Origin of the sequence: Burkholderia sp. MSh2, assembly GCF_000731655.1 — a bacterium.
In the GTDB taxonomy this organism is placed as follows: domain Bacteria; phylum Pseudomonadota; class Gammaproteobacteria; order Burkholderiales; family Burkholderiaceae; genus Burkholderia; species Burkholderia paludis.
Genome location: NZ_JPGM01000026.1, coordinates 30469 through 48628 on the forward strand (window position 1 = coordinate 30469; position 18160 = coordinate 48628).

18 protein-coding genes and 1 pseudogene are annotated in these 18160 nt (G+C 70.2%); 5 read left to right on the forward strand and 14 right to left on the reverse strand.

Annotated features, from left to right (window positions below; genetic code table 11):
• Positions 1 to 15: 15 nt before the first annotated feature.
• Positions 16 to 486: a hypothetical protein gene (locus tag GQ57_RS17260; RefSeq protein ID WP_034198508.1), complete on the forward strand. Its 471-nt coding sequence runs from the start codon at positions 16 to 18 to the stop codon at positions 484 to 486.
• Between the two features lie 282 nt (positions 487 to 768).
• Positions 769 to 1164 carry a hypothetical protein gene (locus tag GQ57_RS17265; protein ID WP_152601923.1) on the forward strand — a complete coding sequence of 132 codons (396 nt, stop codon included), beginning with the start codon at positions 769 to 771 and terminating at the stop codon, positions 1162 to 1164.
• 97 nt (positions 1165 to 1261) lie between these two features.
• Here GQ57_RS17265 and GQ57_RS17270 read toward each other — a convergent pair whose 3' ends face one another.
• The 9 genes from GQ57_RS17270 to GQ57_RS17310 all read right to left on the reverse strand — a co-directional run bounded on the left by GQ57_RS17270 (position 1262) and on the right by GQ57_RS17310 (position 8622).
• Entirely contained in the window at positions 1262 to 1567 is a 306-nt protein-coding gene (locus GQ57_RS17270; RefSeq protein ID WP_031402530.1) for a DUF6587 family protein, read from the reverse strand.
• A complete protein-coding gene (feoB, locus tag GQ57_RS17275; protein WP_034198509.1) occupies positions 1564 to 3420 on the reverse strand; it encodes a ferrous iron transporter B in 1857 nt (618 codons plus the stop codon). Before feoB ends, GQ57_RS17270 begins: the two co-directional genes overlap by 4 nt.
• On the reverse strand, positions 3417 to 3668 hold the full coding sequence (locus tag GQ57_RS17280) for a FeoA family protein (protein WP_031402528.1): 252 nt from the start codon (positions 3666 to 3668) through the stop codon (positions 3417 to 3419). Before GQ57_RS17280 ends, feoB begins: the two co-directional genes overlap by 4 nt.
• Positions 3669 to 3941: 273 nt before the next feature.
• The gene (locus GQ57_RS17285; protein ID WP_031402527.1) at positions 3942 to 4400 is read right to left on the reverse strand and encodes a copper chaperone PCu(A)C; all 459 of its coding nucleotides are present in this window, start codon (positions 4398 to 4400) and stop codon (positions 3942 to 3944) included.
• A 79-nt stretch (positions 4401 to 4479) separates the two neighbouring features.
• Positions 4480 to 5391 (reverse strand): CopD family protein, encoded by a 912-nt coding sequence (locus tag GQ57_RS17290; RefSeq protein WP_152603286.1) that lies wholly within the window; start codon positions 5389 to 5391, stop codon positions 4480 to 4482.
• 2 nt (positions 5392 to 5393) lie between these two features.
• On the reverse strand, positions 5394 to 5762 hold the full coding sequence (locus GQ57_RS17295) for a copper resistance CopC family protein (protein WP_031402525.1): 369 nt from the start codon (positions 5760 to 5762) through the stop codon (positions 5394 to 5396).
• A 16-nt stretch (positions 5763 to 5778) separates the two neighbouring features.
• Positions 5779 to 6693, reverse strand: a complete 915-nt coding sequence (locus tag GQ57_RS17300; protein WP_031402524.1) for a hypothetical protein — start codon at positions 6691 to 6693, stop codon at positions 5779 to 5781.
• Between the two features lie 97 nt (positions 6694 to 6790).
• Positions 6791 to 7183, reverse strand: a complete 393-nt coding sequence (locus GQ57_RS17305) for a DUF2946 domain-containing protein (RefSeq protein WP_031402523.1) — start codon at positions 7181 to 7183, stop codon at positions 6791 to 6793.
• Between the two features lie 194 nt (positions 7184 to 7377).
• Positions 7378 to 8622, reverse strand: a complete 1245-nt coding sequence (locus GQ57_RS17310) for an NADH:flavin oxidoreductase/NADH oxidase family protein (protein WP_034198510.1) — start codon at positions 8620 to 8622, stop codon at positions 7378 to 7380.
• A gap of 77 nt (positions 8623 to 8699) precedes the next feature.
• On the opposite strand from GQ57_RS17310, the gene GQ57_RS17315 reads away from it, so the two are divergent.
• On the forward strand, positions 8700 to 9164 hold the full coding sequence (locus GQ57_RS17315) for a MerR family transcriptional regulator (RefSeq protein ID WP_031402521.1): 465 nt from the start codon (positions 8700 to 8702) through the stop codon (positions 9162 to 9164).
• An 84-nt stretch (positions 9165 to 9248) separates the two neighbouring features.
• Here the strand turns inward: GQ57_RS17315 and GQ57_RS17320 are convergent, their stop codons facing one another.
• The 4 genes from GQ57_RS17320 to GQ57_RS17335 form a co-directional block, all read right to left on the reverse strand.
• Positions 9249 to 10688 carry a carboxypeptidase-like regulatory domain-containing protein gene (locus GQ57_RS17320; RefSeq protein ID WP_034198511.1) on the reverse strand — a complete coding sequence of 480 codons (1440 nt, stop codon included), beginning with the start codon at positions 10686 to 10688 and terminating at the stop codon, positions 9249 to 9251.
• A gap of 335 nt (positions 10689 to 11023) precedes the next feature.
• Positions 11024 to 11674: a response regulator gene (locus GQ57_RS17325; RefSeq protein ID WP_034198512.1), complete on the reverse strand. Its 651-nt coding sequence runs from the start codon at positions 11672 to 11674 to the stop codon at positions 11024 to 11026.
• Positions 11675 to 11677: 3 nt separating this feature from the next.
• On the reverse strand, positions 11678 to 13405 hold the full coding sequence (locus tag GQ57_RS17330; protein ID WP_034198513.1) for a sensor histidine kinase: 1728 nt from the start codon (positions 13403 to 13405) through the stop codon (positions 11678 to 11680).
• Positions 13406 to 13764: 359 nt separating this feature from the next.
• Positions 13765 to 14598, reverse strand: a complete 834-nt coding sequence (locus GQ57_RS17335) for an NAD-dependent epimerase/dehydratase family protein (RefSeq protein ID WP_034198514.1) — start codon at positions 14596 to 14598, stop codon at positions 13765 to 13767.
• A gap of 82 nt (positions 14599 to 14680) precedes the next feature.
• On the opposite strand from GQ57_RS17335, the pseudogene GQ57_RS17340 reads away from it, so the two are divergent.
• Positions 14681 to 15783, forward strand: a pseudogene (locus GQ57_RS17340) (LacI family DNA-binding transcriptional regulator).
• Positions 15784 to 15871: 88 nt separating this feature from the next.
• Here GQ57_RS17340 and GQ57_RS17345 read toward each other — a convergent pair.
• Entirely contained in the window at positions 15872 to 17164 is a 1293-nt protein-coding gene (locus GQ57_RS17345) for an MFS transporter (RefSeq protein WP_034198557.1), read from the reverse strand.
• Between the two features lie 460 nt (positions 17165 to 17624).
• Between GQ57_RS17345 and GQ57_RS17350 the strand changes: the two genes are divergently transcribed.
• Positions 17625 to 18158 carry a methylated-DNA--[protein]-cysteine S-methyltransferase gene (locus tag GQ57_RS17350; RefSeq protein ID WP_034198515.1) on the forward strand — a complete coding sequence of 178 codons (534 nt, stop codon included), beginning with the start codon at positions 17625 to 17627 and terminating at the stop codon, positions 18156 to 18158.
• The last annotated feature ends 2 nt before the right edge of the window (positions 18159 to 18160 follow it).

Below are 18160 nucleotides of genomic sequence, written 5' to 3' on the forward strand. Positions count from 1 at the left end.
CGTGATCGCGCCGTCATGAAGCGCGGAACGGCACACGCACGGCGCGGCGTCCCGGCGGGCGTCACGCTCCTGCTGGCGCTCGCGTTCGCGCTGCGCGCGCTGATTCCGGCGGGGTTCATGGCGGATCCGCGACCGGACGCGGACCCGTTCGTCCTGACGCTGTGCAGCGGGCACGGCCCGCTCGTCGTGTCCGTGCTGACGCTGACCGGCTACCCGGCTACCGGCGACGCCTCCCGCGCCGGCGCGCGCGCCGCGCCCGCCGCCGCGCGGCCCGATACCCGCGGCACGCCGCGACACGATGCGCCGTCGGCCCCGCCCGTCTGCCCGTTCAGCGCGGTGCTGTCGATCGCGCTCGTCGGCGCGGCCGCGTCGCTCGTACTCGTCCGTCGGCTCGTGCGTCCCGCCGGCGCGACGCCGGCGCCGGCCGCAACGCCCGTCCTCCCTTCGATCCGTGCCTGCCGGCACGCGCGCGCGCCGCCGGCCTGACGCCGCGCATCCGGCGCCGCGTCGCGAGCCGGGCGATCCGCACGCCCGCGCATCGTCGTCCGCGACCGGCACCGGACGCGCCCGCCGCATCGCATCCCGCGCCCCGTCAGGGCCGCGGTTTCATGAATGCCGGGTTCCGGCAGCCGATGCCCGCAGGCCGGCGCGCAAGGACGCAGCCGTCCGCGTCATGGGCATCGGCCCGTATCCGATCGAAGAGGTAGATCCAGCATGGCTACGATGGCGTGGCATTACACCGTCATGATGCATTTCGAGTCGATCATCATGAGTGAAATCATCCAGCCGAAGGCGCTCGACGTGGCGCCCGACGCAAAACCCGTCGCGTGGTTCTCGCGCAATCCCTACTGGGAGAAATCGGCGAACCGGCGCGCGATCGATCCGAAGAACGGCGATCGCATCGCACTGACGATGTGGGAGACGCGCCAGGCCGGCGGCGGCCTCGTGCGGTTCGGCATCGACGCGACGAAACTGCTGCAGGACCAGGTGCTCTGGCGCCGGGCGCGGATCGAGGACGACGCGCGCGAGTCGCTGGTCGCGGAAGGCGTGCGGCACGGCGCGGACCCGTCCGAGTGGTGCGGGTCGGTCAAGCCCGTGCCGGTCGAGCGCCTCGTCATCGAATCGCTCGACGATTCGTACCGGTGGCAGACCTTCAAATGGTAGACGCGGGCCGTGCCGCCTGCGCGCGGCGACGCCTGCGATGGCCCGGCCGCGATCGGGCCGCAAACCGGCCGGGATATCGCGCCCGTCGTCGCGCCGGTCAGTCTCCGGCGCGCGAATGAAACCTGAGCGGCTGTTCGTCCGACGGCGCGGGCGCGCCGTCGGTGCCGCACGCGCCGCAGGTGCTGCAGCCGTCGCCGCAGCCGGCGCCCGCGGCCGCGCCCGGCATCAGGCGCGCGCCGAGCCAGCGCAGCGCGCGCGGCCGGCCCGGCCGCGACAACGCGAGCGCGGCGGCGAGCTGGCCGCGCGCCGCGAGTGCCGGCGCGAGCTTGCGGAACATGAAGAGCACGCTGGCGGCGACCAGCAGCGCGATCGCCGCGTATTGCCAGACCAGGGCCGCGCTCACGTCAGCGCCCGCGCGATCTGGTAGGTGACGAACGACGCGGCGTACGCCATCGCGAACATGTAGCAGAACGAGATCGCGACGTTGCGCCAGGAGCCCGTCTCGCGGCGGATCACCGCGAGCGTCGACATGCATTGCGGCGCGAACGCGAACCAGGCCAGCAGCGACAGTGCGCTCGCGAGCGAGAAGTTGGCGGCGAGCGCGTGGCCGACGCTCGCGATGTCGGCGTCGCCGCCGCTCACCGCGTAGACCGTCGCGAGCGCCGCGACGGCCGTTTCGCGCGCGGCGAACGCGGGGATCAGCGACAGGCTGATCTGCCAGTTGAAGCCGAGCGGCGCGAACACGTACTGCAGGCCGCGCCCCATGTAGCCGGCGAACGTGTAGTCGATCGCGGGGCCGACCGCGCCGGCCGGCGGCGACGGGAACGTCGAGATGAACCACATCAGCACGGTGAGCGCGAGAATCACGCCGGTCAGCCGCTTCATGAAGATCGAGCCGCGCTCCCACAGGCCGATCGCCACGTCGCGCAGGCGCGGCAGGCGATACGACGGCAGCTCCATCAGCAGCGCGTGCTCGCCCTGCGGTCCGCGCAGCTTCTTCATGATCCAGCCCACCAGCATCGCGCCGCCGATGCCCGCCGCGTACAGCACGAACAGCACGACGCCCTGCAGGTTGAAGACGCCGAGCACGCGCTGCGACGGAATGAACGCGCCGATCAGCAGCGCGTACACCGGCAGGCGCGCCGAGCACGTCATCAGCGGCGCGACGAGGATGGTCGCCAGCCGGTCGCGCGGGTCGGTGATGCTGCGGGTGCCGAGCACGCCGGGAATCGCGCACGCGAAGCTCGACAGCAGCGGAATGAACGAGCGCCCGGTGAGCCCGACCGACACCATCATCCGGTCGAGCAGGAACGCCGCGCGCGGCAGGTAGCCCGACTCTTCCAGCACCAGGATGAACAGGAACAGCACCAGGATTTCCGGCAGGAAGCCGAGCACGGTGCCGAGCCCGCCGATCAGCCCGTCGGTGACGAGGCCGCGCAGCGGCCCGTCCGGCAGATGGGCGCCGGCCAGCGCGCCGAGCCACCCGAAGCCGTCGCCGATCGCGTCGGTGATCGGCTTGCCGATCGAATACACGGCCTGGAACACCAGGAACATCACGCCGGCGAGGATCACGAGCCCGAGCACCGGGTGCAGCGCCCAGCGGTCGATCCGGTCGTCGCGCACGTCGGTGGCGCGCGGCATCACGACGGCCGCGGCGAGCAGCGCGCGCACGCGGGCGTGGATCGCGTCGGGATCGTCCGTGGGCGCCTGTGCGGCGGCTTCGGCCTGACCGGCCGGCGGCGCGACCGCGCGGTCGAGCACCTCGACGAGGCTGCTCGCGCCGCCGCGCCGCACGGCCACCGTCTGCACGATCTGCACGCCCAGCTCGCGCGCCAGCACGTCGACGTCGATCCGGATGCCGCGGCGTTCGGCCGCATCCATCATGTTCAGCGCCAGCACGACCGGGCGGCCGAGACGCTGCACTTCCAGCACGAAACGCAGGTGCAGGCGCAGGTTGGTCGCATCCGCCACGCACACCACGAGGTCGGGCGGCGCCTCGCCCGGATGACGGCCGAGCAGCACGTCGCGCGTGATGCGCTCGTCGGGGCTCGCCGAATCGAAGCTGTACGCGCCGGGCAGGTCGAGCACCTGCACCTGCCGGCCCGACGGTGCGACAAAACGCCCCACCTTGCGCTCGACGGTGACGCCGGCGTAGTTCGCGACCTTCTGGCGGCCGCCGGTCAGCTGGTTGAACAGCGCGGTCTTGCCGCAGTTGGGGTTGCCTACCAGCGCGATGCGCAGTGCCGTGACGCTCATGACTGGCCGCCCTCCTGCACGCTCACGCTGACGCGTTCCGCCTCGGCGCGGCGCAGCGCGAAGCGGGTCGAGCCGACCTGGATCAGCAGCGGATCGGCGCCCCACGGCCCGCGCGCCACGACGCGCACCGGCTCGCCGCGCACGAAGCCGAGATCGCGCAGGCGCTGGGCGATGGGGTCGTCGGGCCGGGCGTCGTCGACATGGTCGACCAGGGCCGGTGTGTGTTGGGTGAGATTCGAGAGACGCATGGCGGGGGACACGACAGGAACAAAATGACAATCGTTCTCATTATATGTGCCCCGAGGGCAGCCGCGGCGTGAGAGCCGGCGCCGACGGCCCGGCGACGGATCGATCGAAGCGGGGATTTGACCGCGAGAGGCTACGCGTATTTTCGGGATGAGCGTTGAGGCACGCAGCGGGCGGGAGGAGGACGAAGGGTGGACATGAGGCAGGCAGGCGGGAAGCAGGCGGCGACACGCAGGCGCGGCGGCGTGCGGGCCCGCACGCCTGCCCTGCCGCGCTTACTTCGCCATCGTGCCCGGCGCCTTCACCGCGCACTGCGCGGTGATCTTCTCGCCGTCGCCGAACGTCAGCGTGAGCGGCACGGTCGTGCCGACCTTCAGCGGATGCTTCGGCTGCTCGAGCATCACGTGATAGCCGCCCGGCGCGAACGACAGCGTGCCGTTGGCCGGCACGGTCGCCTTGTCGACCATCACCATGTTCGACGTGCTGCCGTTCGATTGCGTCTGGTGCAGCATCGCCATGCCGAACGCGTCGCTGTCGACGTCCGTCAGGTCGATCGGGTTGGCGCTGCTGTTCTTCAGGTTGAAGTAGCCGCCGGACGGCAGCTTGCCGGGCATGCTGCGAATCCAGCAGTCGGAGACGGTAACCGACTGGGCCGGCGCGGCATGTGCGAGCGAAGACAGCGCGCCGGCGGTCAGCACGGCGAGCGCGGAGAAAGTGTATTTCGTGATGTTCATCGTCGATCCTCGATCGGACTGGGGGGGATGAAGCGGGCCCGCACGCGGGCCCTCGATGGTTGAGGCGGCGGAGGCGGCATCAGGACGGGCCGACCGTCGGCGCGGTATGGCCGAGCACCGCGGCGAGCGCGAGTATCGCGAGCATGACGACGGCCTCGATGCAGAGCGCCGCGTCGAAGCGGCGCTGCGCGGCGGGATAGCCGGGATCGTGCCGTTCGGCCCGCATGTGCAGCGCGGGCAGCACGACCAGCCGGTTCCAGCCGCCGAGCAGCGTCGCGAACGCGACGCATGCGAGCTTGACCGCGAGCACGCGGCCCCAGGCCAGCCCGAGCAGCGGCGCGCCGGTGTGCGCCGTATCCTGCAGCACGTTGTAGCCGCCGGTGGCGAGCACGACGACGAGCGCGCCTGTCGCGACGTACGAGAGCGCCGAGCAGAACGCGGCGCGCTGTTCGTCCGGGCCGTGCGCGCCGCGCACCGCGCGCAGCAGCAGGGCCGCGGCCGCGATCACGCTGCCGGCCCACAGCGCCGTCGCGAGCACGTGCGTCAGGTGGACGGCCTCGCGCCACGAGAAGTCGCCGGAATCGGCGGCGTGGCTCGCGGCGGCCTTGCCGGCGGCCCACAGCAGCAGCCCCGCGACGCACGGCACGAGATCGCGCCCGCGCGCGGCCGCGCTGGCCGCGACGAGCAGCGCGCCGGCACAGCCGATGCTCCACGCAAGGCCGAAGTGCGATTGCGTGAGCACGGCCGCGACGGCGGGCCCGGCTTCGCCGAGCGTCGAGCCGCTCATCACGGCGGCCTGCAGCCACAGGTAGCCGAACGCCGACAGCGCGAGCGCGGCGGCGAGCGCCGTGCGCGCGATGCGCAGCGCTCGGTGGTCGAACAACCCGGTGCGCCGGTCGATCGCGCCGCATGCGAACAGGCCGGTGGCGACGGCGAACAGGATGTCCTGCACGGCCGCCAGCGCGATCTGCGCGTCGACGAGCGCGTCCACCGTCACTTCACCGTGAACGCGTAGTGGCCCTGGGTGCGATGGCCGTCGGCCGCGACGGCGACCCACGCGACCGTGTAGACACCCGGCGTCAGCGGGTTCAGCGCGACGGACATGTGCTTCTTGTTCGACGCGTCGACCTCGGCCTTGCCGCTCGTGACGGCATGGCCCTGCGCGTCGGTCACGGCGATCGAGCTGAACGCGGGCTCGAGCCCGTCGTCGAAATCGATCGCGACGGTCTTCGGCGACCCGGACACGGTTTCGCCCGCGGACGGCGCCTGGTGGGTCGGATACGCGTGTGCGTGGGCGAGCTGCGCGCCGGCGAGCAGCAGCGCGGCGGCGGCGGCGCGCAGCGCGGTGGTGTTGATGGTCATGCGGAGTCTCCTTGGATCAGAACAGCGGCTTGCCGAGCGAACCCGGGAAGAGGTCGTCGAAATACAGGTGCGCGTCGAAGATCACGCCGACATGGTTGCCCGTCGCGCGGTTGACCGGAATCTGCGCCTCGACGCCGAATTGTCCGTAGCGGTTGAGCCACAGTACACCGGGATTGATCGTGCCGGTCGTCTGGCCCGAGCAGGCGCCCGCCGTGCAGGTGCTCATCGGCGCCTCGACGACGAAGATCATGTTGCTGAACGGTTGCGGCAGCCCGAGGTTCTTCACCTGCTGTTGCAGGTACGGGATGCTGTACTGCAGCGTCAGGCCCCAGCCGAACGAGTTCGGGCCCTGGTCGGACGACGCGGTGGTCAGGTTCGGGCCGAGTTCCGCGGTGATCGCGAACGGACGCAGGTAACCGAGCGACGTGGGCAGATCGCCGAAGCCCTTGCCGAAATAAACCGTCGGCGTGAAGGTCGAGTACGCATTCGCGATCGATTTCGCGCCGGTGCCGCCGATCTCGGTTTCGAGGCCGACCGACGCCATGAACTCGTGCGCGGCGTTGGTGTAGACGAGGTACTTCACGCCGAGCGTGACGTTGTCCCACCCCTTCGCGGAGCCGCCGTTCGGGTCGTTCTGCGACACGTACTGGCTGGCGACGCTGAACGCGAGGTTCTTCGTGATCAGCTTGTCCCACTCGTACGACACGGTATTGACGTTCATGTTGTTGCCGTTGTCGTCCGGCGACTTGATGTGCCCGAACTGCGTGTCGAATTCGTCGCCGACGCCGGGATCGTCGACGGTCAGCGTGGCGGGAAACACGCGGTCGCCGACCACGGCGTGCGCGTTCGCGAAGGAAGCGTGGGACAGGCTGGTGACGGCCAGCAGCGCGGCGCATGCGCGAAGCGCACGCCGATCGGTAATACGGGGCATGTTGTGTTCTCCGGTTGTCGTTCGATGTCGTCGCGCAGGTGTGCGACGAACGGCCGCCCGCTTCGGTGGCGAAGCGGCGGCGAGTCAGGCTGAAAGCTCAGACGAACGCGGGAGAACGCGGGGGCGCGCGCGATTGCGCGACGGTATGGACGACGCGGAAGCGCGCCGGGATCGAAGCCGACACGACCGGCCGCTGCGCGTCCGGGCGCGGCACGGCGAACGCGACGGGATGGCCCGGCAGCGCGGCGGCGTGGGCCACGAAGCTGCAATAGGGACACGCTTGCCAGTGCGCCTTCGCGCCATGCGCGGGCTTGCCGTCGCCGTGCGCGACCACCGCCTCGTCGACGCTCGCCGTGCAGTAGACGGCCAGCGCATCGACGAGCCGGTGACGCGACGCCATCATCTGCGAGACCGCCGGGGCGAGCGCCATCATCAGGATTGCGATCAATCCGATGAGGCTGCCGGGCTTGCGGAAACGGGCGACGTGCATGACGCGCGACGAGGATGGAGTGCGATGGAGGTGGAAGATTATGCCACGCTGAAATCGCGCTCAGGCGCCTGAATCATGCAGTAAGCAGACCGGATATTTCAGAAAGTAATACGAAAGAATTGAACTTCGGAGCGGCCCGCCGGGTGACGGGCGCGCTCCGTGCTCAGCGGTCGATGCGGCCCCACCTGCGCGCGTCAGGCGCGCGGGCCCGCGGCGCGGGCCGCCATCCATTTGCGGTAGCGGCGCGTCTGGCACTGCGCGGCCAGTTGCTGCGTGACCAGCGCGCGCAGCGGCGACACCTCGGGATGGGTGCGCCGGCCCTCGCCGAGCCGCGCGAGCTGGAACTTGACGACGGCCATGTTCGCCAGCGCGCCCAGCGCCTTGTTCTTCCAGCGGATCGGCACCAGCGCCGGCGCGCTGTCCTTGCCGGCCCGCCAGTCGCGCGGCAGGTTCGGCTCGATCGACAGCGCGGTCGCGATGCCGACCATCGCCACGCCGCTGTCGACCACCTGCTCGGCAACCGCGCGGCGGCGGATGCCGCCCGTGACCATCAGCGGCATCCGCGCAACGGCCGCGATGTCGCGCGCGAATTCGAGGAAGTACGCTTCGCGCGCCAGCGTGCGCCCGTCGCGCGCCTCGCCCTGCATCGCCGGCACTTCATAGCTGCCGCCCGACAGTTCGACGAGATCGACGCCGAGCGGATTCAGCAGCTCGACCACGCGCTTCGCATCGTCCGCGCTGAAGCCGCCGCGCTGGAAATCGGCCGAGTTCAGCTTGACCGCGACGGCGAACGCCGGCGACACCGTCGCGCGCACCGCCTTCACGATGTCGAGCAGCAGGCGCGCGCGATTCTCGATGCTGCCGCCCCAGCGGTCCAGCCGGCGGTTCGTCAACGGCGACAGGAACTGGCTCAGCAGATAGCCGTGCGCCGCGTGGATCTCCACGCCGGTGAAGCCGCTGCGTTCCGCGAGCTGCGCGGCGCGCACGAAGCGTTCCCGCACGTCGGCGATATCGGCTTCCGACATCTCCCTGGGCACCGGGAATTGCTTCGACAGCGCCCCGAGCGCGAGCGGCACGGCCGACGGCGCGAGCGTCGTCTGGCCGAGCGCGGCCTGCATCTGGCGCCCCGGGTGATTGATCTGCATCCACACGTGCGCGCCGCCCGAGCGGGCGACCTCCGCCCAGCGGCGGAAGCGGTCGAGATGCGCGTCGCTCTCGAGCACGACGCCGTTCGGCCCCGTCATCGCGCGGCCGTCCACCATCACGTTGCCGGTCAGGATCAGCCCGACCTGGCCGTCGGCCCACGCCTGGTAGAGGCGCAGCAGCGTGTCGGACGGCGCATGATCCGCATCGGCCATGTTTTCTTCCATCGCGGCCTTGGCCAGACGGTTCGGGATCACCGCCCCGTTGGGCAGTGTCAGAGGCGTAAACAGGTGCATGGTGGGCTCCCTCGATTGACGATGGCCCACGATAACTTTAAAGTCAACTTCAAGGTCAAGCCCCTTTGGAGTCCCCCATGAAAATCGGCGAACTGGCCCGCGCCAGCGGCATCGCGGCGTCGCGCATCCGCTTCTACGAAGCGAGCGGCCTGCTCGAACCGGCCCGCCGGCAGGCAAACGGCTACCGCGAATACGGATCGGAAGCGCTGACGCGGCTCGCGATCATCGACCGCGCGCAGCGCGCGGGCTTCGCGCTCGACGAAATCCGCGCGGTGCTGCCGCCCGATCTCGGCGCGTGGCCGCGCGACGAACTGCTGGCCTCGCTGCGGCACAAGGTCGACGAAATCGCGCTGCTCGAACAGCGCCTCGCGCAGAACCGGCAGCATCTCGAGGCACTGATCGACGAAATCGTGAACAAGCCGCCGAGCGAGGATTGCGCGGGCACCGCGCAGCGGATGCTCGACCGGCTGTGTGCGCAGGCCGACGAAGCGCCGCCGCCGCTGCCCGTGCCCGCCCCGCGACCGGCGCGCAAGCGCGCGTAACCGGCGACGTCGCGGCCCGCTCTCCCGACCGGGCCGCACTGCGGCGAGACGGGCCGAGACGGGCCCGGCCGGCCCCGCCCCCCGTTACTGCAACCAGATCCCCACATACGCCGACGACGCCCCCGCGCCGCCGCGCTCGACCAGCACGTAGCGCGTCAGCCCGTACGCGGTCTGGTAACGGTACGCCGACAGCACGGTACTGCCCGGCTGCCCGCCGAGCGACACGAGCGGCGTGCCCGTCAGCGCGCCCGTCACCTGCGCGGCCGGCACCGTGACCGTCTGCGACGCCGAGCCGCCGTTCGCGACGACGAAGGTCGCGCCGCCCTGCCCGTCGAACGACAGGTAGTTGCCGGTCGTCGTCGCGGGGCTCGTGCCGCCCTGCAGGCAATCCTCGTAGTAGCGCGTGAACGACACGCCGATCAGGTCGGACGCCTGCGTCACCGGCACCGCGTTGGCGGGCACCAGCACGTCGGTCGACTTCAGGTTCGACGGCCCCGTGCCCTGCCCCGGCAGCGACTGGCACAGCATCGCGACGGCCGGCAGGTTGAAATCGGTTGCGCTCGCATCGAACCCGCTCGCCGCCGCGATTTTCGCGCCCCACGTGTAGTTGCCGCCGACGCTCGTGAACGCCGACGAAACCTGCGGACTGCCGAACGACACCGTGCCCGCGATCCCGCCGCCCGACGAGCCGGAATCGAGGATCGAGCCGCTCAGGTTCGTCGTCGACGCGAGCGGCTGCTGGTAGTTGAAGTCGAGATAGCCGACCGTCGTGTTCGCCGCCGCCACCGACGATGCGAGCGGCGCCTGGGCGCCCACGCTGCCGACGGACGCGGCGCCGCCGCTGCCCGACGGCGTCGTCGAGAACGTCTGGCTGGTGCGCGTGTTCACGTAGGTGACGGACGGATTGGCCGCCGTCGGGCGGATCAGCCCGAGGTTGTCGAGCACCGCGTCGACGAGCTGGTGGTTCGCCTGGAACGGCGTCGCGACCGGATCGATGCTCGACCAGTCGACGCCGTACGCGGACGGCGGGAACATCGTGTTCAGGTCGGCGGTGATGTTCGCGTAGTAGCCCTTGAGCTGCGCCGCGTCGAGCGTCTGCAGCGAATCGGTCAGCGTCTTCGTGACGCCGCTCGCGGCGATCGTGCCGAAGAAGATGCCCGTCGTCAGCGGCGTCACGTTCATGTTCGCCGCGATGCCCGAGCCGACGTACGGCGACACGAGCAGGCCGTCGGCCGTCTGCGCCTCGATCAGGAACGGCGACGAGCAGTGGATGTTGCGCATCACGTAGGTGCCGTCCGCCGCGGACACGGCCGAGCCGCACTGGCTGCCGCTCGCGTCGTAGGCCGTGACGGTCACGTTGCCGAGCGGTGCGCCGGTCGCGACGGTGCCGCTCAGCGTCGTCGTCACGTTGCCGTTGTCGCCGTTCGACGACGACGGCGTGCCGCTGTCGCCGCCGCCGCATCCGGCCAGCGCGCCGAGCAGGGTCGTGCCGGCCAGCAGGCCGGCCAGGGTCTGTTGTTTCATCGTGGTCTCGCTCTTGTGGTTGTGAAGGGTTGTGAACGGCGAACCGGGTGCGACGACGTCGCCGCCGGCAAGCGATGGCGGTGCGCGAACGCAGGCGCGCGCGGCGGCAGGCACTTGCCGTGCGCGCGGCCCTGGCGTTCAGGCCGTCAGGCTGCGTGGGTCGGGCTGCGGGCCGGCCGTGCCGGGCCCGTCGGGCAAAAGTCGGAATGGCATGAAGACCCCGCGGTGTTGTTGTCGTATTGAGCGGGATCGTAGGGCCGGCGCGCGGGCCGGACAATCGCTCGACGGGCCGATGCGGCCATCAACCCGTGAGCGAGGGGCGCTCGCTTCGCGATTCAGCGCGCGGGCGCGGGCGCCAGGTTCAGCGCGGAGAAACGGATCAGTTCGGCGTTGTTGTCGAGGCCGAGCTTGCGCTTGATATTGGTGCGGTGCGCCTCGACCGTGTTCGCGCTGCGCCCGATCCGCTCGGCGATCTGCTGCTTCGTCAGCCCTTCGCCGATCATCCGCAGGATCTCGATCTCGCGCGGCGACAGCGCGGCGAGCGGCGTGGTCGGCTTCGCCACCTGGCCGCGCGCGCGGCGCAGCAGGTTCTGCTGCACTTCCGCCGGGAAATACGGCACGCCGCGCAGCACCGAGTCGATCGCATCGAGGATCACGCGGCTCACGTTCGCCTTGTTCACGTAGCCGAGCGCGCCGGCCAGCGCGGCCGGTTCCGCATACGCGGCATCCGAGTGCATCGAGATGCAGACCACGGCCGTGTCGGGGTACGTCTGCGCGATCGTCTCGATCAGCCGCAGCGCGAGCGTGTCGCCGAGCATCAGGTCGATCACCGCGATGCCGGGCCGGTGCGTGCGCACGGCGTCGAGGCCGTCGCGCGCGTTGCCGGCCTGCGCGACGACCCGGTAGCCGGGCACCGAATGCAGCAGCGTCGCGAGGCCCTCGCGGACGATCGGGTGATCGTCGACGAGCACGATGGTCTGGTTCATCGGTCAGTCCACTTCGACGGTCGTGCCGCCGGTTTCGTTGGTCAGGAAGCGCGCCTGCAGGCCGAGCAGTTGCGCGCGCGAACGGATGCTGCGCAGCCCGAGGCGCGACGCCGGCTGCGCGGCCGGATCGACGCCCGGCGCGAAGCCCGTGCCGTTGTCGTGGATCGACAGCCCGACGCGGCCGTCGATGTCGCGCAGCGCCACGTCGATGCGCGTCGCGCGCCCGTGCCGCAACGCGTTCGAGATCGATTCCTGCACGATCCGGTACAGGTGCAGCGACGCGTCCGGCGACAGCAGTTCGGTATCGTACTCGACACTCAGGTGGCAGCCGGCGGCGGCGATGCGGTCAACGTCGCCGCACAGTTCGCGCAGCGCGGCCGCGAGATCGTGCGGCGAACCGTCGAACGGCGACAGCCCGCGCGACAGCGTGCGGATCGTATGAATGCCGTCCTCGACGATCGCCGATACCTTGTCGATCACCTGCTGCTGATCGTCCGCGCCGTCGCGGCGCGACTGCGCGAGCGTGCTCAGCATCAGCGACGCCCCGGTGAGCTTCTGGCCGAGATCGTCGTGCAGCTCGCGGCCGATCTGCTGGCGCTCGCGCTCGCCCTGCCGCGTGAGCTCGCGCTCGGCGCGCAGTTGCGCGTCGAGCAGCGTCGACACCTGGTGCTGCGTGCTCTTGAGCGACACGGACTGCTGCGTGACGGTGTCGGCGAGGCGGCGCTGCGCAACCAGCAGCAGGTAGATGATGGTCGCGGCGGCGAAGCCGATCGCGCCGCCGAGCGCATAGCCGATCGTACGGATATGGCGGCCAATCGTGTCCTGGAAGTGGCCGGCCGGCACGGCGATGTCGAGCACGAACTGGCGGCCGGCGACGACGAACGTGCGGCGCTGGGCCATCGTCGCCGCGCCGGCCAACGCGGCGTTGTCGTAGGCGAACAGCATGCGGCGCCGGACGTCGGCGCTCTCGCCGGGTTTCGCGACCGAATGCAGCCGCAGCGATACGAACCGCCAGTCGTCCTCGGGCATCGCCTCGCGAATCAGCGGCTGGATATCCACGAAGATGCCGGCCGACCCGATCGCACGCGCCACGCGCTCGGCCGGCGGCGGCACCGTGCCGCCGCGATACACCGTCAGGCGCACGCCGAGCCCGGGCTGGCGATGCCCGTCGAGCTGCGCGACGCCGATACCCGACGTATAGGGCTCGCCCGAGCGGCTCGTGTCGCCCCCGATGTTCCAGTTGAAGTTCGTCGCGATGTCGCGGCCGCGGTAGATCGGTTCGGGCGGCTCGTTGTAGCGCAGCACCGCACGGTATGAATGCGGCGTGGTCGCCGGGAACACCGTGAACGACGGATCGTTCAGCAGCGTGCGGATCGACTGCTGGTAGCGCGCCGTATCGCCGGTCGCGACATAGTCGCAGTAATTGACGGATTCGAGCGCCGGAAAACGCTGCGCGACGTGCAGCGACGCGACGTATTCGTGAAACTGCCGGGGGCTCGGATCCCCGACCACCGACCACAGCCCGCGCACGCCGGACAGCACGTCCACGTAGCGCAGCAGTTGCACCTGGATCTTGTTGGCCGTATCCGTGACGAACTCGCCGAACTTCAGGTCCGCCGCCGCGCGGGCGCGCGCGTCGAGCTGGACCACGACCAGGTGCGTGACGCCGAGCAGCAGCATCAGGACGATCGCGGCGATCGCGAGCGGATGGCGGGAAGCGCGCCGGATCATGGCGGATAGCGTGGCGTGGTGATCGGGCGAACGCGCCGGGGCGGCCGCCGTGCGGGTCGATGGTCGTCACGCGTACCGCGGATCGGCCGCGCGTGGTCTCGCCGCATTCTTACCGACGCGCGGCCCGCTGGCAAGGCGGACGTCGGCGCGCGTGGCCGACGTCGCGCGTCATCGCCGCGCGCGTCTCGTCGATCCCGATCGACGTCGCGCGCCCGATCGTCATGCGGCGCATGCGGCCGTCCGGCGTGTTCGTCGCTTTGCGGCCCCGCTTGGCGGAACCCGTCAGACCGGATGCCCTGCCCTTTGCCGCACCCGCCGGCCCTTCGTCGATGAAGCGTTCGCCCGGCGCGCGCTGCCGCCTACGCCTTCCGCTCCATCGGCTCGCCGACGACGAAGCCGCCGCCCTGGAACCGCTGCGCGGGATCGTCGTGGTCGGCGGTCGGCGCCGTCACCGGGAACAGCTCCGCGAACTGCTCGGAACTGTCGCGCGGACGGAAGCCGAGGAAGCCGGCCTTCGTGTTGTCCCACCACTTCACCGGGTTGTCCGACGCGCCGTAGACGATCGCGTGCCCGACGCGATTCGTCAGCAGCGAACAGCGCACCAGCTCGATGAAGTCGCGATAGCTGAGGAACGTGACGAGCATGCGCGGGTTCTTCGGCACCTCGAACGATGAACCGATCCGCAGGCACACGGTCTCGATCCCGAAGCGGTCGAAGTAATAGCGCGACAGCGATTCGCCGAAGCACTTCGTCACGCCGTACAGGCTGTCGGGACGCAGCGGCGAATCGGCGTCGAGCACTTCCGTGACCGGATGGAAGCCGATCGCATGGTTCGAGCTCGCGAACACGACGCGCTTCACGCCATGCTTGCGCGCGGCTTCGTACAGGTTGTACGTGCCCGTGATGTTCGCCCCGACGAGATCGTCGAACGGCGCATCGACCGAAATGCCGCCGAGGTGGACGATCGCGTCCACGCCGTCGACCAGCTGCATCACGGCGGCCCGGTCGGCCAGATCGACCACGCGGGTTTCTTCATGCGCGGCCGCATCGCCCAGCGCCGCGATGTCGCTGACGCGCACGACATCGGCCCAGTCGGCGAGTGCGCCGCGCAGCTGGCGGCCGAGGTTGCCGGCCGCGCCCGTCAGCAGCAGGCGCCCGAACGGCTTGCGTGCCGCGGTGGATGAGGCGTTCATCGAATCTCCTTGAATCTGACCTGAAATCTGACTGAATCGGAAAACGTTTTCCAACTATACGCGGGAGCGGCGCCGAACGTCAATGGTCGAACCCGGCCGCAGCCATCCGCACTTTCCCGATATCCGCGGGTGGCCGCGTGCCGCCTTTTTCTGCCACAATCCGGCGTTATCGAACGAAAACGTTACCCTCCGATGAAAAAAGTTTCCCCGACGATCCGCGACGTGGCGGCGGAAGCCGGCGTGTCGGTCGCGACGGTATCGAAGTACGTGAACGGCACGCAGCGCTTTTCGCCGACCGTCGAGGCGCGGCTCAAGGAGGCGATCGACCGGCTCGGCTACCGGTCGAACCCGCTCGCGCGCTCGATGATCACCGGCCGCACGCGCACCATCGGCCTCGTGATCCTCGACATCAGCAACCCGCACTTCACGAACGTGGTGAAGGGGGCCAACCGCGTCGCGCTCCAGCACGACTACACGCTGCTGCTCGTCGACACCGAAGAGAGCCAGGCGCGCGAACGCTCGCTGATCGAGGCGCTCGCGCAACGCGTCGACGGGCTGATCGTCAGCACGCGGATGCCCGACGACGAGGCCGGCTGGATGCTCGATCTCAACAAGCCGCTGGTGCTGCTGCGCCGCAGCCCCGGCCTGCCGATCCCGAGCGTCGGCATCGACAACCGGCTGTCCACCTACATGCTCGCGCGCCACCTGCTCAATCTCGGCCACACGCGCATCGCGTATCTCGGCTTCGGCACCGCGCGCGTGAACGACGAACGCATCCAGGGCGCACGCGACTGCCTCGCCGAGGCCGGGCTCACGCTCGACGTGCACGACGCGCACGCGCCAACCGCCGAAGCCGGCGAGCGCGCGTGTTCGCGCGTGATGCTCGGGCCGCAGCGTCCGCAGGCGGTGATCTGCTACAACGACCTGATCGCGCTCGGCTTCATGAAGGAGGCCGCATCGCTCGGCTTCCGGCTGCCGCAGGACGTCTCGGTCGCCGGCATCGACAACGTGCCGTACGGCGAATACGCGGCGCCCGCGCTGACGACCGTCGACATCCAGAGCGAGAACATGGGCGAGCTTGCGATGCAGAAGCTGATCGACGCGCTCGCGGGGCGCACCGACGCCAGCTACTCGACGTTCGAGCCGCGGCTGATCATGCGCGCATCGACGGCCGCGGCCGGCTGAATTCCCGCCGCCTCAATGGAAAACGCGCCGCCCGAGGGCGGCGCGTTCGCTTGCCGGCACGCGCTCGCGCCGTCGCGCGATCACGCGATCACGCGTCGAGTCGCGCGGGCTTCATCTTCGGCGTGAGCGTGTGCATCACGGCCAGCGCGATCAGGTAGGCCGACGCGCCGATCGCGAACAGCACCCAGTAATGGCCCGTGCGCTGCAGCACCTGGCCGATCACTTCCGAGAACAGCACGCCGCCGATCGAACCGGCCATCCCGCCGATGCCGACCACCGACGCGACCGCGCGGCGCGGAAACAGGTCGGACGCCGTCGTGAACAGGTTGGCCGACCAGCCCTGGTGCGCGGCGGCGGCGAGGCCGACGATCAGCACCGCGACCCACAGGTTCTGCACCTGCGACACGAACGCGATCGGCAACACGCAGCAGGCGCAGATCAGCATCGCCGTCTTGCGCGCGCCGTTCACGCTCCAGCCCGCTCGCAGCAGCATCGACGACAGCCAGCCGCCGCCGATGCTGCCGACCGTCGTCAGCGCATAGATGCAGACGAGCGGCAGGCCGATGTGCTGCATGTCCATCCCGCGCGACTCGTTGAGCCACTTCGGCAGCCAGAACAGGTAGAACCACCACACCGGGTCGGTCAGGAACTTGCCGATCAGGAACGCCCACGTCTCGCGCTTGCGGATCAGTTCGCCCCAGCGCGGCGCGCCGGCGTTCGCGTTCGCCGCATCCAGCGCCTCGGCTTCGTCGCGCGGCTCGTCGTACTCCGCCGCAAGCGCGCGCGTGTCGGCCTGGCGATAGAGCACGAGCCACACCGCGAGCCACACGATGCCGATCGCGCCGATGATCACGAACGCCGCGCGCCAGCCGTAGGCCACCGCGACCGCCGGGATGATCGCCGGCGCGAACACCGCGCCGATGTTCGCGCCCGAGTTGAAGATGCCGGTGGCGAGCGCGCGCTCGCGGCGCGGGAACCATTCGGCCGTCGTCTTGATCGCGGCCGGGAAGTTGCCGCCCTCGCCGATCCCGAGCAGCGCGCGCACGAACGCGAAGCCCGTCACCGAGCCGACCGCCGCATGCAGCATCGCGGCGATGCTCCACACCAGCATCGCCAGCGCGTACGAGACGCGCGTGCCGAGCCAGTCGACGATGCGCCCGAAGCCGAGCAGGCCCAGCGCATAGAACGCGGAAAACGCCATCACGATGCGGCCGTACTGCACCTGGCTCCAGCCGATGTCGTGCTGGAGCATCGGCGCGAGCAGGCCGAGGATCTGCCGGTCCATGTAGTTGATGACCGTCGCGAAAAACAGCAGCGCACAGACGGTCCAGCGGTAGCGGCTGGCAGCAGCGCGCACGGCGCCCACGACGGCAGATTGCATGAATGTCTCCGTTGCGCGGCCGCGCCCGTCGCGCCGCACGATGTTCGTCGACCGGCGACCGGCGCCGGGGCGGGCGGCGGCACACCGTCGCGCAGGGCCGCTTCCGCCAATCAGTCTGGAAAACGTTTTTCAGAGGATAGGGCGTCTGCCGGCCCGCTGTCAGTCGGGGATTTCGATGAGTCATCTCAAAATTGCTCTCGCAAAAGAGACGACTGTTTCGCGACGCGGCATTAACCGTTTTTCCCGGAGTTTCCCGACGCGCGAGCGCGCCCGCCGAGACACGCGCCCGATTCCCGCCGGAACCGGGGGGCCGGGATGGTTTACAGTCGCCTCATGCGCCCCGACCCCGACGCCTGCCGCGACGCCCCGCGCTCGCGGAACCGCCGCCTTGACGGCATTGCGACGACGGGTGCGTATTGGCCGCACGGCATGTGCGGCGCTTTCATGGAGATGCCTGACGATGACGTCCGCCCACCTGATTCCGAGCCCGCTGGGCGACATCGCCGTACGCATTGAAGACGATGCACTGACCGGCCTGTACTTCGTCGGCCAGAAGTATTTCCCGCCGCTGGCGATCGCACGCGACGCGGATGCGCGCACCGCGTCGCCGCTCGCGCGGCAAGTCGCCGAAGAAATCGCCGACTATTTCAGCGGCGCGCGCGACACGTTCTCGGTGCCGATCCACCTGCGCGGCACCGCGTTTCAACGACGTGTGTGGAAGGAACTGCTCGCGATCCCGTTCGGCGAATTGGTGACGTACGGCGACATCACCGAGCGCGTCGGGTTGCCGATGAGCGGCGCGCGCGCGGTGGGCGGCGCGGTCGGCCGGAACCCGGTGTCGATCATGGTGCCGTGCCATCGCGTGATCGGCGCGTCGGGCAGCCTGACCGGCTATGCGGGCGGCATCGACCGCAAGCGCGCGCTGCTGTCGCTCGAAGGCGCGGGAATCGGGCGCGGCGCGCACCATCCGGCGCAGCAGGTGCTCGCGTTCTGAGC